Origin of the sequence: Pseudoxanthomonas helianthi, assembly GCF_017939625.1 — a bacterium.
GTDB lineage: Bacteria > Pseudomonadota > Gammaproteobacteria > Xanthomonadales > Xanthomonadaceae > Pseudoxanthomonas_A > Pseudoxanthomonas_A helianthi.
On the sequence record NZ_JAGKTC010000004.1, the window covers coordinates 65,981 to 80,155 of the forward strand.

At 66.5% G+C, this 14,175-nt stretch carries 15 protein-coding genes and 1 tRNA gene; 1 reads left to right on the plus strand and 15 read right to left on the minus strand.

The genetic code is table 11. From position 1 onward, the window contains the following. Positions 1-9: 9 nt before the first annotated feature. The 15 genes from nuoL to tpiA all read right to left on the minus strand — a co-directional run bounded on the left by nuoL (position 10) and on the right by tpiA (position 13,299). Positions 10-2,118, minus strand: a complete 2,109-nt coding sequence (gene nuoL / locus J5837_RS15255) for an NADH-quinone oxidoreductase subunit L (RefSeq protein WP_210537645.1) — start codon at positions 2,116-2,118, stop codon at positions 10-12. A gap of 7 nt (positions 2,119-2,125) precedes the next feature. After that, on the minus strand, positions 2,126-2,431 hold the full coding sequence (gene nuoK, locus J5837_RS15260; RefSeq protein WP_210537646.1) for an NADH-quinone oxidoreductase subunit NuoK: 306 nt from the start codon (positions 2,429-2,431) through the stop codon (positions 2,126-2,128). Then, a complete protein-coding gene (locus J5837_RS15265; RefSeq protein ID WP_210537647.1) occupies positions 2,428-3,069 on the minus strand; it encodes an NADH-quinone oxidoreductase subunit J in 642 nt (213 codons plus the stop codon). The genes nuoK and J5837_RS15265 overlap by 4 nt, the downstream gene beginning before the upstream one ends. A gap of 10 nt (positions 3,070-3,079) precedes the next feature. After that, positions 3,080-3,568 carry an NADH-quinone oxidoreductase subunit NuoI gene (nuoI, locus tag J5837_RS15270; RefSeq protein ID WP_210537648.1) on the minus strand — a complete coding sequence of 163 codons (489 nt, stop codon included), beginning with the start codon at positions 3,566-3,568 and terminating at the stop codon, positions 3,080-3,082. Between the two features lie 4 nt (positions 3,569-3,572). Further along, complete coding sequence (gene nuoH / locus J5837_RS15275) at positions 3,573-4,670, minus strand: NADH-quinone oxidoreductase subunit NuoH (protein WP_210537649.1); 1,098 nt, start codon at positions 4,668-4,670, stop codon at positions 3,573-3,575. After that, positions 4,667-6,913 carry an NADH-quinone oxidoreductase subunit NuoG gene (gene nuoG, locus J5837_RS15280; RefSeq protein WP_210537650.1) on the minus strand — a complete coding sequence of 749 codons (2,247 nt, stop codon included), beginning with the start codon at positions 6,911-6,913 and terminating at the stop codon, positions 4,667-4,669. Before nuoG ends, nuoH begins: the two co-directional genes overlap by 4 nt. Further along, entirely contained in the window at positions 6,910-8,292 is a 1,383-nt protein-coding gene (nuoF, locus tag J5837_RS15285) for an NADH-quinone oxidoreductase subunit NuoF (RefSeq protein WP_210537651.1), read from the minus strand. The genes nuoG and nuoF overlap by 4 nt, the downstream gene beginning before the upstream one ends. Continuing rightward, positions 8,292-8,819 carry an NADH-quinone oxidoreductase subunit NuoE gene (gene nuoE / locus J5837_RS15290; RefSeq protein WP_210537652.1) on the minus strand — a complete coding sequence of 176 codons (528 nt, stop codon included), beginning with the start codon at positions 8,817-8,819 and terminating at the stop codon, positions 8,292-8,294. Before nuoE ends, nuoF begins: the two co-directional genes overlap by 1 nt. Next, positions 8,816-10,045 carry an NADH-quinone oxidoreductase subunit D gene (locus J5837_RS15295; RefSeq protein WP_244756085.1) on the minus strand — a complete coding sequence of 410 codons (1,230 nt, stop codon included), beginning with the start codon at positions 10,043-10,045 and terminating at the stop codon, positions 8,816-8,818. The genes nuoE and J5837_RS15295 overlap by 4 nt, the downstream gene beginning before the upstream one ends. 74 nt (positions 10,046-10,119) lie before the next feature. Continuing rightward, positions 10,120-10,878 carry an NADH-quinone oxidoreductase subunit C gene (locus J5837_RS15300; protein ID WP_210537654.1) on the minus strand — a complete coding sequence of 253 codons (759 nt, stop codon included), beginning with the start codon at positions 10,876-10,878 and terminating at the stop codon, positions 10,120-10,122. A 19-nt stretch (positions 10,879-10,897) separates the two neighbouring features. After that, complete coding sequence (locus tag J5837_RS15305; RefSeq protein WP_210537655.1) at positions 10,898-11,458, minus strand: NuoB/complex I 20 kDa subunit family protein; 561 nt, start codon at positions 11,456-11,458, stop codon at positions 10,898-10,900. Then, positions 11,449-11,805, minus strand: coding sequence for an NADH-quinone oxidoreductase subunit A (locus J5837_RS15310; protein ID WP_210537656.1), 357 nt, complete (start codon positions 11,803-11,805; stop codon positions 11,449-11,451). The genes J5837_RS15305 and J5837_RS15310 overlap by 10 nt, the downstream gene beginning before the upstream one ends. Before the next feature lie 196 nt (positions 11,806-12,001). Next, a tRNA-Leu gene (locus J5837_RS15315) sits at positions 12,002-12,086 on the minus strand. Between the two features lie 29 nt (positions 12,087-12,115). Continuing rightward, positions 12,116-12,529: a preprotein translocase subunit SecG gene (gene secG / locus J5837_RS15320; protein WP_210537657.1), complete on the minus strand. Its 414-nt coding sequence runs from the start codon at positions 12,527-12,529 to the stop codon at positions 12,116-12,118. 11 nt (positions 12,530-12,540) lie between these two features. After that, on the minus strand, positions 12,541-13,299 hold the full coding sequence (gene tpiA / locus J5837_RS15325) for a triose-phosphate isomerase (protein WP_210537658.1): 759 nt from the start codon (positions 13,297-13,299) through the stop codon (positions 12,541-12,543). A gap of 45 nt (positions 13,300-13,344) precedes the next feature. On the opposite strand from tpiA, the gene J5837_RS15330 reads away from it, so the two are divergent. Further along, positions 13,345-14,172 (plus strand): SDR family NAD(P)-dependent oxidoreductase, encoded by an 828-nt coding sequence (locus J5837_RS15330; protein ID WP_210537659.1) that lies wholly within the window; start codon positions 13,345-13,347, stop codon positions 14,170-14,172. Positions 14,173-14,175 lie beyond the last annotated feature (3 nt).

Sequence of the window (14,175 nt, forward strand, 5' to 3'; positions counted from 1 at the left end):
TGAATGCGGTCATTGCCAGAACTTGATGAGCGCGGCCAGAAGAACGATCAGGCCGAGGATCATCGCGAAGGCGTAGTGGTAGAGGAAGCCGGACTGGGTGCGGCGCAGCAGGTTGGCGGCGAGGTCGACGACCTTGGCGCTGCCGTTGACCGCGACGCCGTCGATCAGCTTGCTGTCGACGAAGCGCGAGGCGTCGCCCAGGGCCACGCCGCCGCCGGCGAGGCCGCCGATCCACAACGTGTCCATCCAGTATTTCTTGTCGAGGATGTTGGTCAGGAACGCGCCGACCGGGCTGGTGCGGATCCTGCCGGGCAGTTCCGGCTTGAACACGTACAGGTAGGTCGCCAGGGCGAAACCGGCCAGGGTCAGCCAGAACGGCCACTGCTGCAGGCCATGCCAGGCCATCGCGAGCGGGCCATGGAACTCCTCGGCCAGCGCGCCCAGGGTGTTGCGCGCCGGATCGTAGAAATCGATCGCGCCGCTGAAGAAGGTCAGCGTCGGCCACGGACCCGTTTCGGCCGCATGATGGCCCGACCAGCCGGTGCCGTACAGCATCGGCCCGATGGTGAAGAAGCCGACCGCGATCGACGGAATCGCCAGCAGGATCAGCGGCACGGTCACCACCCACGGCGACTCGTGCGGCTCGTGTGCGCCGTGATGACCGTGGTCGTCATGATGATCGTGGTGCGCATCGTGGCCATGACCATGATCGTCGTGCGCGTCGCGGAAGCGTTCCTTGCCGTGGAAGGTCAGGTACAGCAGGCGGAAGCTGTAGAAGCTGGTGACCAGCACGCCGCCGAGCACGGCCCAGTAGCCGTAGGTGGCGATCCAGTTGTGCGATTCGTGGGCGTGGTGCGCGGCTGCCTCGATGATCGTGTCTTTCGAGTAGAAGCCGCTGAACAGCGGGGTACCGACCAGGGCCAGCGTGCCGATGACCATCGTCCAGTAGGTGATGGGCATGTACTTCTTCAGGCCGCCCATCTTGCGCATGTCCTGCTCGTGGTGCATGCCGATGATCACCGAGCCCGCGCCGAGGAACAGCAGCGCCTTGAAGAAGGCGTGGGTCATCAGGTGGAACACGCCCGCGCCGTAGGCGGACACGCCCAGCGCCACGGTCATGTAGCCCAGCTGCGACAGCGTGGAGTACGCGACCACGCGCTTGATGTCGTTCTGCACGATGCCGATCAGGCCGGTGAAGAACGCGGTGGTGGCGCCGATGAACAGCACGAAGTTCAGCGCGGTCTGCGAGAGCTCGAACAGCGGCGACATGCGCGCCACCATGAAGATGCCCGCGGTGACCATGGTCGCGGCGTGGATCAGCGCCGAGATCGGGGTCGGGCCTTCCATCGAATCCGGCAGCCAGACGTGCAGCGGCACCTGCGCCGACTTGCCCATCGCACCGATGAACAGGCAGATGCAGATGATGGTCGAGATCTGCCACGGCTCGTCGAAGCCGGCCAGCTGCACCGCGGCGTCCTTCAGCATCGGCGCCTGGGCGAACACGGTGGCGTAGTCCAGCGTGTTGAACACCAGCAGCACCGCCGCGATGCCGAGCAGGAAGCCGAAGTCGCCGACGCGGTTGACCAGGAACGCCTTCAGGTTGGCGAAGATCGCGGTCGGGCGCTTGAACCAGAAGCCGATCAGCAGGTACGAGACCAGGCCCACCGCTTCCCAGCCGAAGAACAGCTGCAGGAAGTTGTTGCTCATCACCAGCATCAGCATGCTGAAGGTGAACAGCGAGATGTAGCTGAAGAAGCGCTGGTAGCCGTCGTCGTCGGCCATGTAGCCGATGGTGTAGATGTGCACCAGCAATGAAACGAAGGTGACCACCACCATCATCATCGCGGTCAGCTTGTCGACCATGAAGCCGATATGGGCCGAGTAATTGCCGACCTGGAAGAAGGTGTAGATGTTCTCGTTGAACGGCGAGGCGCCTTGCCCGGCCAGCTGGTACAGGGTCCAGCACGAGATCGCGCAGCTGACCGCCACGCCGAGGATGGTGATCCAGTGCGCGCCGGCGCGTCCGACCTGGCGGCCGAACAGGCCGGCGACGGCGCTGCCGAACAGCGGCGCCAGGACCACGGCTAGCAGCAGATTCTTCGAAAGTTCCACGGTCATCTGCGCATCAGCCCTTCAGAGTATCGACGTCGGACACGTTGATCGTGCCGCGGCTGCGGAACAGCGCGACCAGGATCGCCAGGCCGATCGCGGCTTCGGCCGCGGCCACGGTGAGGATGAAGAACACGAAGATCTGCCCCGCCGCGTCGCCGAGCTGGCGCGAGAAGGCGACGAAGTTGATGTTGACCGAGAGCAGCATCAGCTCGATCGACATCAGCAGCACGATCACGTTCTTGCGGTTGAGGAAGATGCCGGCCAGGCTGATGCAGAACAGCACCGCGCCCAGCGCCAGCAGGTGTCCGAGTGTGATCATGGGGCGGCCTCCGTGGACTGTTCCGCCGGCATGGCGGGCTTCTCCGCCGCCATCTTGACCAGGCGCACGCGGTCGGCGGCCTTGACCCGCGACTGCTCGCTCGGGTTCTGCGTCTTCACCCCGGTGCGCTTGCGCAGGGTCAGCATCACCGCGGCGATCACCGCCACGGTCAGGATCACCGCGGCGAACTCGAACGGCAGCAGGAATTCGGTGAACAGCGTGTGCGCCAGCCAGCTGGTGTTGGATACCTCGGCGGCCTGCGACGCGGCGTTGTCCGGCAGCGGCGAACCGGTCTTGGCCTTGATCCCGATCAGCACCAGCATCTGCGCCAGCATCGCCACCGCCACGACCAGGCCGATCGGCAGGAACTTCACCCAGCCCTCGCGCAGCCGCGCCACGTCGATGTCCAGCATCATCACCACGAACAGGAACAGCACCATCACCGCGCCGACGTAGACCAGCACCAGGGCCACGCCGAGGAACTCGGCGCCGACCAGCAGCCAGGTGCAGGCCACGCTGAAGAACGTCAGGATCAGGAACAGCACCGCGTGCACGGGGTTGCGCACGCTGATCACCGCGCCGGCGGAAAGCGCGGCGGTCGCGGCGAAGATCCAGAAAGCGATATTGACCCAATCCATCGTCAGGTTCTCAGCGGTAGGCGGCGTCGGCGGCGCGGCGTTCGGCGATCTCGGCTTCCAGGCGGTCGCCGATGGCCAGCAGCTGCGGCTTGGTGACGATGTTCTCGCCACGCTTCTCGAAGTGGTAATCCAGGATGTGCGTCTCGACGATCGAATCGACCGGGCAGCTCTCCTCGCAGAAGCCGCAGTAGATGCACTTGAACAGGTCGATGTCGTAGCGCGTGGTGCGGCGGGTGCCGTCCTCGCGCTTGGTCGAGTCGATGGTGATGGCCAGCGCCGGGCACACCGCCTCGCACAGCTTGCAGGCGATGCAGCGTTCCTCGCCGTTCGGATAGCGGCGCAGCGCGTGCAGGCCGCGGAAGCGCGGCGACTGCGGGAAGCGCTCCATCGGGTACATCATCGTGTACTTCGGCTTGAACGCGTATTTCAACGTCAGCCACAGGCCACCGAGCAGCTCCAGCAGCATCAGGCTCTTGAAGTAGTGGGTGATCTTGCTCATCGAATCAAACACCCTTCTGCACGATGCCGAAGAACACCAGCAACGCGGTGACCGCGATCCAGGCGATGGTCAGCGGAATGAACACCTTCCAGCCCAGCCGCATGATCTGGTCGTAGCGGTAGCGCGGGAAGCTGGCGCGGAACCAGATGTAGGCGCTGGCGAAGAAGAACACCTTGATGAACAGCCACGGCCAGCCGCCCTTGCAGATCCACGCCAGCCACGGGGTGACGTCGTCGCCCATCCACGAGGCCGGGAACGGGCTGAGCCATCCGCCGAGGAAGAAGATCGAGATCAGGAAGCTGACCAGGATCATGTTGGCGTATTCGGCCAGGAAGAACAGCGCGAACGCCGAACCGGAGTACTCGACCATGTGGCCGGCGACGATTTCCGACTCGCCTTCGACCACGTCGAACGGCGCGCGGTTGGTTTCGGCGACGCCGCTGACCCAGTACACCACAAACAGCGGGAACAACGGCCAGACGAACCACTCGCCGATGCCGGCATTGCCCGCCTGCGCCATCACGATGTCGCTGAGGTTCAGGCTGCCGGCGGCGATCATCACGCCGACCAGGGCGAAGCCCATCGCGATTTCGTAGCTGACCACCTGCGCGGCCGAACGCATCGCGCCGAGGAAGGCGTACTTCGAGTTCGACGCCCAGCCGGCGAGGATGATGCCGTACACGCCCAGCGAGGTCATCGCCAACAGGTACAGCAGGCCCGCGTTGGCGTTGGACAGCACCAGCTTGGCGTCGAACGGCACCACCGCCCACGCGGCGAACGCCGGCGCCAGCACGATCAGCGGGGCGATGATGTAGATCGCCTTCTGCGCACTGCTGGGCTGGATGACTTCCTTGAACAGCAGCTTGAACACGTCGGCGAAGGCCTGGAACAGGCCGCCGAAACCGACGTACATCGGCCCGTGGCGCACGTGCATCCAGCCGATCAGCTTGCGTTCCCAGACCACGTAGAACGCCACGGCGATGATCACCGGCATGGCGATGACCAGGATCTTCAGCACGATCCACAGCACCATGCCCCAGGCGCCGAGGCCGAGGAACCAGTCGCGCAGCGGGCCGACCGCGTTGATCAGGAGTTCGTTCATGCGGCCACCACCTTGACCCGGCCGGCGCCCAGCGGCGCGGTCGCGCCGTGGCCCGACTCGATCCATGCCGTGCCCGCGGCGACACCCGCGTCCATCGCCAGCGGCAGCGTCGCGGTGCCATCGCTGGCGCCGGCCTTGACCACCTGTCCGTCGGACAGGCCCAGCGCCTGCGCGTCGGCCGGATTCAGCACGATGCGCGCGGCGAGGTTGAGCGGATGCGACTGCAACGCCTGGGCGCGACGGACCACGGCGTCGGTGCGGTAGATCGCCGCACTGACCGCCAGCTCCAGCCCTTCTCCAGCGACGGCCGGCGCGGTGGAACGCGACACGGCGACCGCGGCATTGCCGGCAATGGCCGCACGCGCACCTTCGAGGTCGGTGAACTCGAAAGCCGGCAGGCCCAGTTCGCCGCCCAGCGCGCGCAGCACGCGCCAGCCTTCGCGCGCCTCGCCCGGCAGCTTGCCGCCGGCCTGGGTGCGCTGCTCGACGCCGTCGAGGTTGGTCAGCGTGGCTTCGATTTCCGGCAGCGCGCCGATCGGCAGGATCACGTCGGCGACGCCGCGCGTCGAAGCGCAGGCGAAATGGCTGAACGCGACGACCTTGGCGCCGTTCAGCGCCTTCAGCGCGGCGGCGGTGTCGGCGAAGTCGAGGCCCGGCTCGATGCCGTACAGCACGTAGGCGCTGCGCGGCTGGGCGAATTGCGCCGCCACGTCGCGAGCCGCCGGCAGCACGCCCGCGCGGGTCAGGCCCAGCGCGTTCGCGCCCTGCGGGATGCGGCACAGCGAGGCGCCGGTCGCATTGCAGAAGTCGCGCGCGGCGGCGCGCAATTGCGCGGCCTGCGGATGGTTCTCGGCGATGCCGCCGACGATGACGACGGCGCGGTTCGCGCCCTTCGCCGCTTCGACCAGCGTCGCGTCGTTCAATGCGCCCGCCAACTGCGAAGGGGCGACGATGCGCTTGCCTGCGATGTCGAAGGCGAAGTCGAAATCGACCGGATTGACCACGTGCACCCTGGCGCCATTGCGCACCGCCTTGCGGATGCGCTGGTGCAGCAGCGGCAGCTCATGGCGGATGTTGCTGCCGAACACGACGATGGCGTCGGCCTTCTCGATCTCGGCCAGCGGCAGGCCGAAGGCTTCGGCGGTCGCGCCGTCGCTGAAGTCGCGCTGGGCGATGCGATGGTCGAGGTTGCCGCTGCCGAGCCCGGCGGCGAGCTTGGCCAACAGGCCGCCCTCTTCGTTCGAGGCCGCCGGATGCACCAGCACCCCGAGTTCGTCGCCGCGGTGGGCGCGCAGGATTTCAGCGGCGGCGGACAGGCCTTCGGCCCAGGAGACTTCGCGCCATTCGCCGCCCGACTTCAGCAGCGGCTTCACCGCACGGTCGGACGCGTACAGGCCCTGGTGCGAGTAGCGGTCGCGGTCGGACAGCCAGCATTCGTTGACCGACTCGTTGTCGCGCGGCACGGTGCGCAGCACGTCGCCGCGGCGCAAGTGCAGGTACAGGTTGGAGCCCATCGGGTCGTGGTAGCCCAGCGATTCGCGCGCCATCAGCTCCCACGGCCGCGCCTTGAACTGGAACACCTTGTTGGTCAGCGCGCCGACCGGGCACACGTCGACCACGTTGCCGGACAGCTCGGTGGTCAGCGGCTTGCCGTCGAAGGTGCCGATCTGCAGGTTCTCGCCGCGGTACATGCCGCCCAGTTCGTAGGTGCCGGCGACTTCCGCGGTGAAGCGCACGCAGCGCGTGCACTGGATGCAGCGGGTCATCTCGGTCGCGACCAGCGGGCCGATGTCCTCGTCGGGCACGGTGCGCTTGCGTTCTTGGAAGCGGCTGACCGAACGGCCGTAGCCCAGCGACAGGTCCTGCAGTTCGCACTCGCCGCCCTGGTCGCAGATCGGGCAGTCCAGCGGATGGTTGATCAGCAGGAACTCCATCACGTTGCGTTGCGCCTTCAGCGCCTTGTCGTTGCGGGTGAACACCTTCAACCCGTCCATGACCGGCGTGGCGCAGGCCGGCGACGGCTTCGGCGCCGAGCGGCCGCCGACTTCGGTGTCGACCAGGCACATGCGGCAGTTGGCCGCGATGGCCAGCTTGTCGTGGTAGCAGAAGCGCGGGATCGGGATGCCGGCCTTGTCGGCGGCCTGGATGATCATCGAACCCTTCGGCGCGGCCAGCTCGACCCCATCGATGAAGACGGTGACGTGGTCCGGCGGCAGGTTCGGATTGACGGGCTGTGCGCTCACGCGGCCACCTTTTCGGGCTTGACCAGCGTGCCGGCGCGCTCGTCGTCGACGTAGAAGCGCTTGTTCACGATGGCGTATTCGAATTCGTGCCAGAAGTGGCGCAGGAAGCCCTGCACCGGCCACGCCGCAGCTTCGCCGAAAGCGCAGATGGTGTGGCCTTCGATCTGGCCGGCGGCCGCGCGCAGCATCTGCAGGTCGTCCAGCGTCGCCTCGAAATTGGCGATGCGGGTCAGCATGCGGTACATCCAGCCGGTGCCTTCGCGGCACGGCGTGCACTGGCCGCAGCTTTCCTTGAAGTAGAAGCGGGCGATGCGCTGGCAGGCGCGGACCATGCAGGTGGTTTCGTCCATCACCACGACCGCACCCGAGCCGAGGCCGGAGCCGGCCTTCTGGATGGCGTCGTAATCCATGGTCAGGCCCATCATGGTCTCGCCTGGCAGCACCGGCATCGACGAACCGCCTGGGATCACCGCCTTGATCTTGTGGCCGTTGCGCATGCCGCCGCACATTTCCAGCAGCTCGGCGAACGGCGTGCCCAGGCGGATCTCGTGGTTGCCCGGACGGGCGACGTGGCCCGACACCGAGAAGATCTTGCAGCCGCCGTTGTTCGGCTTGCCCAGCTCAAGGAACCACTGCGCGCCGTTGCGCACGATGGCCGGCACCGAAGCGTAGGTCTCGGTGTTGTTGATGGTGGTCGGCTTGCCGTACAGGCCGAAATTGGCCGGGAACGGCGGCTTGAAGCGCGGCTGTCCCTTCTTGCCCTCCAGCGATTCCATCAGCGCGGTTTCTTCGCCGCAGATGTAGGCGCCCGCGCCCAGCGCGTTGTACAGGTCGATGTCGACGCCGCTGCCGAGGATGTCCTTGCCCAGCCAGCCGTTGGCGTAGGCCTCGCGGGTGGCTTCTTCCAGGTGCTCGAACGGCTCGTGGTGGAACTCGCCGCGCAGGTAGTTGTAGCCGACGGTCGAACCGGTCGCGTAGCACGCGATGGCCATGCCCTCGATCACCGCATGCGGGTTGTAGCGCAGGATGTCGCGGTCCTTGGCCGTGCCCGGCTCGGATTCGTCCGAATTGCAGAGGATGTACTTCTGCATGTCGCCCTTGGGCATGAAGCTCCACTTCAGGCCGGTCGGGAAGCCTGCGCCGCCGCGGCCGCGCAGGCCGGACTGCTTGACCATCTCGACGACGTCGGCCGGCGGGATCTTCTCGGTCAGGATCTTGCGCAGCGCCTGGTAGCCGCCGGTCTTCAGGTAGTTCTCGTACGACCACGGCTTGTCGAAATGCAGCGTGGTATAGACCGCCTGGTGCTCCTTCGGCGCGGGGCCGACGGGACCATAGCCTTCCGAATAGTGCTGCCCTGAATGGGAATTCTGCCCTGCCATCACTTCAGCCCGTCCAGCAGCTCGTCCACCTTCTCGGCGGTGAGCTTCTCGTGATAATGCCCGTTGATCACCACCACCGGCGCACCGCAGCAGGCGGCGACGCATTCCTCTTCGCGCTTCAGGTAGACGCGGCCGTCCGCGGTGGATTCGCCCAGCTTGCAACCGAGCTTCTTCTCCGCATGCGCGACCAGGTCCTCGGCGCCGTTGAGCCAGCAGCTGATGTTGGTGCAGAAGGCGACGTTGTTGCGCCCGACCTTCTCGGTCTCGAACATCGAGTAGAACGACGCGACCTCGTAGGCCCACACCGGCGGGATCTCGAGGTACTTGGCCACCGCGGCGATGATCTCGTCGCTCAGCCAGCCGCCGTTCTGCTCCTGCGCGGCGTGCAGGCCCTGCAGCACGGCGGAACGCTTGCGGTCGGCCGGGAACTTGGTCAGCCAGTGGTCGATGTGCGCACGCGTTTCCGCGCTGAGCACCACCAGCGGATCGACGTTGCGCGCGTTTTCGAAATTGCCCGTGGCCCTCATCGGTCCACCTCACCAAATACCAGGTCGTAAGTGCCGATCATCGCGACGACGTCGGCCAGGAGATGGCCGCGCACGATGGCGTCCATCGACGAAAGATGGGCGAAGCCCGGTGCGCGCAGGTGCACGCGGAACGGCTTGTTGGCGCCATCGGAAACCAGGTAGCAGCCGAACTCGCCCTTCGGCGCCTCGACCGCGGCGTAGGTCTCGCCCGCCGGCACGCAATAGCCTTCGCTGAACAGCTTGAAGTGGTGGATCAGCGCTTCCATGTCGTCCTTCATGGCCTCGCGCTTGGGCGGCGCGACCTTGAAGTTCTCGACGATCACCGGGCCGGGGTTGGCGCGCAGCCATTTCGCGCACTGGCCGATGATGCGGATCGACTGGCGCATTTCCGCCATGCGGCACAGGTAACGGTCGTAGCAATCGCCGTTGACGCCCACCGGCACGTCGAAATCGACTTCGGCGTACTTGGCGTAGGGCTGCTTCTTGCGCAGGTCCCACTCGATCCCGGAACCGCGCAGCATCACGCCGGTCATGCTCCAGGCCTTGGCCAGCTCGGGGCTGATCACGCCGATGCCGACCGTACGCTGCTTCCAGATGCGGTTGTCGGTCAGCAGGGTTTCGTATTCGTCGAAGCGCTTGGGGAATTCCTCGACCATGTTGTCGATGAAGTCCAGCATGCTGCCTTCGCGCGCGGCGTTCATGCGCTTGAGCGCATTGCCCTTGTGCCAGCGCGATTCCTTGTACTTCGGCATGTGGTCCGGCAGGTCGCGGTACACGCCGCCCGGACGGTAGTAGGTGGCGTGCATGCGCGCGCCGCTGACCGCCTCGTACAGGTCCATCAGCTCTTCGCGTTCGCGGAACGCATACAGCATCACCGCCATCGCGCCGAGGTCGAGCGCGTTGGAGCCGACCCACATCAGGTGGTTCCGCAGGCGGGTGATCTCGTCGAACATCGTGCGGATCCATTCCGCGCGCTCGGGCACCTGGATGCCCATCAGCGTCTCGATGGCGCGCACGTAGGCGTGCTCGTTGCACATCATCGACACGTAGTCGAGGCGGTCCATGTAGCCGATCGACTGGTTGAACGGCTTGGACTCGGCCAGCTTCTCGGTGCCACGGTGCAGCAGGCCCACATGCGGGTCGGCGCGGACGATGGTCTCGCCGTCCATTTCCAGGATCAGGCGCAACACGCCGTGCGCGGCCGGGTGCTGCGGGCCGAAGTTCATCGTGTAGTTGCGGATTTCCTGCTTGCTTTCGCCATCGTTGCTGGCGAAGGCTTCGCTGGACTGATGGTATTCGCTCACCGGCCGCCCTCCCGCTGCGCCTGTTCGCCCGCGGCGGTCGCGTAGCGCGCGTCGTCGCGGATCACCCGCGGCACGCCCACGCGCGGCTCCACCGAGGTCACCGGCTCGTACACCACGCGCTTCTTCTCCTCGTCGTAGCGCACTTCGACGTTGCCGATCAGCGGGAAATCCTTGCGGAACGGATGGCCGACGAAACCGTAGTCGGTGAGGATGCGGCGCAGGTCCGGGTGGCCTTCGAAGACGATGCCGTACAGGTCGAAGGCTTCGCGCTCGAACCAGTTCGCGCCGGGCCACAGGTCGGTGACCGAGGCGACCACCGGCACGTCGTCGTTCGGCGCGTAGCAACGCACGCGCAGGCGGCGGTTGTGCCGGTAGGAAATCAGTTGCGCGACCGCGGCGAAGCGATGGCTGGGTACCGGCACCGGCTGGATGCCGCCGGCGTTGCCGTTCTCGCCGGAGAGCGATTCGCCCCAGGCGAAGCGACCGGCGTTCTTGCCTTCGACGCCGCGCGAGAAGCCTTCCGAACTGACGTCGGAGGTATCCCACTCGTCGCTGCCGTAGCCGAGGTAATCGACTCCGCACAGGTCGCTGAGTTGTTCGAAACCGAATTCGTCGCGCAGCGCGGCGCAGGTGGCGTGCCACTGCGCGGCGGACACTTCCAGCGTGGTCTCGCCGCGCGGCAGGGCGACGTCGACCTTCGCGTCCGCGAAGCGCGCGCGCAATTGATCGGCAAAGGAAACGGTTGGCTCGGCCATGGGGCGGGCGTGCTCCGGATTACTTTTTCTTGGCGACGGTCTGGGTGCGCCAGATCTTCTTCTGCAACTGCAGGATGCCGTAGACCAGCGCTTCGGCCGTCGGCGGGCAGCCCGGCACGTAGATGTCCACCGGCACGATGCGGTCGCAGCCGCGCACCACCGAATACGAGTAGTGGTAGTAGCCGCCGCCGTTGGCGCAGCTGCCCATCGAGATGACCCACTTCGGGTCGGGCATCTGGTCGTAGACCTTGCGCAGCGCCGGGGCCATCTTGTTGACCAGGGTGCCGGCGACGATCATCACGTCGGACTGGCGCGGCGACGGGCGGAACACCACGCCATAGCGGTCCAGGTCCAGGCGCGCGGCGCCGGCGTGCATCATCTCGACCGCGCAGCAGGCGAGGCCGAAGGTCATCGGCCACATCGAGCCGGTGCGCGCCCAGTTGACCAGCGCGTCGACGCTGGTGGTCACGTAGCCCTTCTCGAGCAACGGGTTCTCGCCTTCGGGACGGAGGATGTCGTCCACCCGTCCCTGCGGGATCGGGTTGTTCATCAGGCGATCGATGGTTTGGATCACTCCCATTCGAGCGCCCCCTTCTTCCAGACGTAGATGAAGCCCAGGAACAGCATGCCCACGAACAGGGCCATGGTGATCAGGGCGCGCGGGCCGAGGTCCATGAACACCTGGGTCCACGGCACGATGAAAATGATTTCAAGATCGAAAACGATGAATTGGATCGCGATCAGGTAGTAGCGCACGTCGAACTTCATGCGCGCGTCCTCGAACGCCTCGAAGCCGCATTCGTACGGCGACAGCTTCTGCGCGTCGGGACGACGCGGGCCGAGCAGTCGGCCGACGATCATCAGCGCGATGCCGATGCCGGTGGCGACGAGCAGGAACAGCAGGGTCGGCAGGTAATTGGCCAGCACTCGCGGATTCTCTTAGCCGGGTCTCGTGGTCCGTCGCGCGACAGGCGTCGCCCTTCCGCTGCCCGCGTGCGGGCGAATCGTACCGGGCATTGGACCAATCATCGAATTGTACCGGTTGCTGAACTTGCTAGTAAACGATTACCGGCAAGAAAGACACGAAAAAGCCCGCATCGCTGCGGGCCTGTTCGTTGCTGCATGGTGCCCAAGAGGGGACTCGAACCCCTACGGATCTCTCCGCTACCACCTCAAGGTAGTGCGTCTACCAATTCCGCCACCTGGGCAAAAACTTGCGAATGAAATTGTAACCGGGTTACTTGCCCTGCGCGGGCTGGACCGGCGCCGGTTGCGGCTGCGCGGGCGCCGGAGCGGCGGCGGCCGGTTGGGCGGGCGCGGCGACCGGGGCGGCCTTCGGCAATTCGCCGGCGGCCGAAGGCGTGGCGGCGGGCGCACCGCCCATCACGCCGAGGTCCTGCTGCACGACCGTCGGGCGCACGCCGTGCGAGGCCTGCCAGGCCATGAACAGGCTGATGCCGAAGAAGGCGACCGCCAGCCACTTGGTGCTCTTGGACAGGAAGTTCGATGCGCCGCGCGCGCCGAACACGGTGCCGGAAGCGCCCGCGCCGAAGCCGGAACCGGCCTGCGCGCCGGCACCGCGCTGCATCAGCACCAGGGCGATGATCGCGATCGCGACCAGCACGTAAATCACATTGAGGATCAGCATCATGTCTGTGGTTCTCAGGAACTTGTCGCCGCGGCGCGCGCGATGGCGAGGAAATCGGCCGCCACCAGCGAGGCGCCGCCGACCAGTCCACCATCGACATCGGCCTGGGCGAACAGTTCCGCGGCGTTGTCGGGCTTCACGCTGCCGCCGTACAACAGCGGCAGGGAATCGGCGATTCTAGCATCGTGCGCACGGATCTGGCCACGGACGAACGCGTGCATGGCCTGGGCCTGCTCGGGACTGGCGGTGCGGCCGGTGCCGATCGCCCAGACCGGTTCGTAGGCGACCACCGCACCGTCGAAACCCTCGACGCCCGCCAGTTCCAGCACCGGTGCCAGCTGCGCCGCGATCACCGCCTCGGCCTGCCCCGCCTCGCGTTGCTCCAGTGTCTCTCCCACGCACAGGATCGGTACCAGGCCGGCGTGGCGGGCGGCGACGAACTTCTTCGCCACCAGCTCGCTGCTCTCCTGGTGGTACTGGCGGCGTTCGGAATGGCCGACCAGGCCGTAGCGCGCGCCGACATCGACCAGCATCGCCGCCGAAACTTCGCCGGTATAGGCGCCCTTCTCGTTCGAGCTGACGTCCTGCGCGCCGAAAACGATGTCGCGGCCCTCGAAATCCTCGATCAGGTCGCCCAAGTACGGCAGCGGCGGCAGGACCAGCACTTCCACCCCCGGCAGCGGGAGACCCCCGGCGACCTCGCCCACCAGCGCGGTGGCGAATTGGCGGGTGCCATGCAATTTCCAGTTTCCGGCGACAATCTTGCGACGCATACGTAAGACCACTTCCATTCCATTCGCGGCGCGCAAGGATACCCGATGACCCCGCTTTCGCCTGCCCCCTCCTCCCCGACCCCCGCCGGCCATGCGCTGGTGACCGGCGCTTCCAGCGGCATCGGTGCGGCCATCGCCCGCGAATACGCGGCGCGCGGCGTGCCGCTGATCCTGACCGCGCGGCGCGAGGATCGCCTGCAGCAGCTGGCCGACGACCTCCGCCGGCAGGTACCGGTCGAAGTGATCGCCAGCGACCTTGCCGACCCCGCCGCGCCGGCGGCGCTGGTCGAGGAAATCCATCGCCGCGGCCTGAAGGTGCGCATCCTGGTGAACAACGCCGGCTATGGCGTGGCGGGGCGCTACCGGGTCAATGACTGGCCGACCCACGCCGCGTTCCTGCAGCTGATGATCGGCGCGGTCAGCGAGCTGATCTGGCGCCTGCTGCCCGATCTTCGCGAAAGCGGCCACGGGCGCATCGTCAACGTGTCCTCGGTCGCCGGACTGGTGCCTGGCGCGGATGGGCAGACGCTGTACGCGCCGGTAAAGGCGTACATGGTCAAGCTGAGCGAATCGTTGCACCTGGAGAACCTCGACCGCGGCGTCAACGTCACCGCGCTGTGCCCCGGCTTCACCCTTTCCGAATTCCACGACGTGACCGGCACGCGCGGCATGATGGACAAGCTGCCCGGATGGATCTGGCTGCAGGCCGGCGACGTGGCGCGCGCCGGCATCGACGCGGCCGAACGCGGACAGGTGGTCTGCGTGCCCGGGTGGCGCTACAAGTTGCTGGTGTTCGTCGCCAAGCACCTGCCGGAATCGTGGCTGCTGGGACTGATGAAGCGCAATTCGAAGAAATACCGCAAGGTCGACTGATAC

Excerpts from the sequence above, each read along its gene's own strand:
- nuoL (WP_210537645.1), bottom strand. The coding sequence starts at position 2,118 with ATGACCGTGGAACTTTCGAAGAATCTGCTGCTAGCCGTGGTCCTGGCG.
- nuoK (WP_210537646.1), bottom strand. The coding sequence starts at position 2,431 with ATGATCACACTCGGACACCTGCTGGCGCTGGGCGCGGTGCTGTTCTGC.
- J5837_RS15265 (WP_210537647.1), bottom strand. The coding sequence starts at position 3,069 with ATGGATTGGGTCAATATCGCTTTCTGGATCTTCGCCGCGACCGCCGCG.
- nuoI (WP_210537648.1), bottom strand. The coding sequence starts at position 3,568 with ATGAGCAAGATCACCCACTACTTCAAGAGCCTGATGCTGCTGGAGCTG.
- nuoH (WP_210537649.1), bottom strand. The coding sequence starts at position 4,670 with ATGAACGAACTCCTGATCAACGCGGTCGGCCCGCTGCGCGACTGGTTC.
- nuoF (WP_210537651.1), bottom strand. The coding sequence starts at position 8,292 with ATGGCAGGGCAGAATTCCCATTCAGGGCAGCACTATTCGGAAGGCTAT.
- nuoE (WP_210537652.1), bottom strand. The coding sequence starts at position 8,819 with ATGAGGGCCACGGGCAATTTCGAAAACGCGCGCAACGTCGATCCGCTG.
- J5837_RS15295 (WP_244756085.1), bottom strand. The coding sequence starts at position 10,045 with ATGAACTTCGGCCCGCAGCACCCGGCCGCGCACGGCGTGTTGCGCCTG.
- J5837_RS15300 (WP_210537654.1), bottom strand. The coding sequence starts at position 10,878 with ATGGCCGAGCCAACCGTTTCCTTTGCCGATCAATTGCGCGCGCGCTTC.
- J5837_RS15305 (WP_210537655.1), bottom strand. The coding sequence starts at position 11,458 with ATGGGAGTGATCCAAACCATCGATCGCCTGATGAACAACCCGATCCCG.
- secG (WP_210537657.1), bottom strand. The coding sequence starts at position 12,529 with ATGATGCTGATCCTCAATGTGATTTACGTGCTGGTCGCGATCGCGATC.
- tpiA (WP_210537658.1), bottom strand. The coding sequence starts at position 13,299 with ATGCGTCGCAAGATTGTCGCCGGAAACTGGAAATTGCATGGCACCCGC.
- J5837_RS15330 (WP_210537659.1), top strand. The coding sequence starts at position 13,345 with ATGACCCCGCTTTCGCCTGCCCCCTCCTCCCCGACCCCCGCCGGCCAT.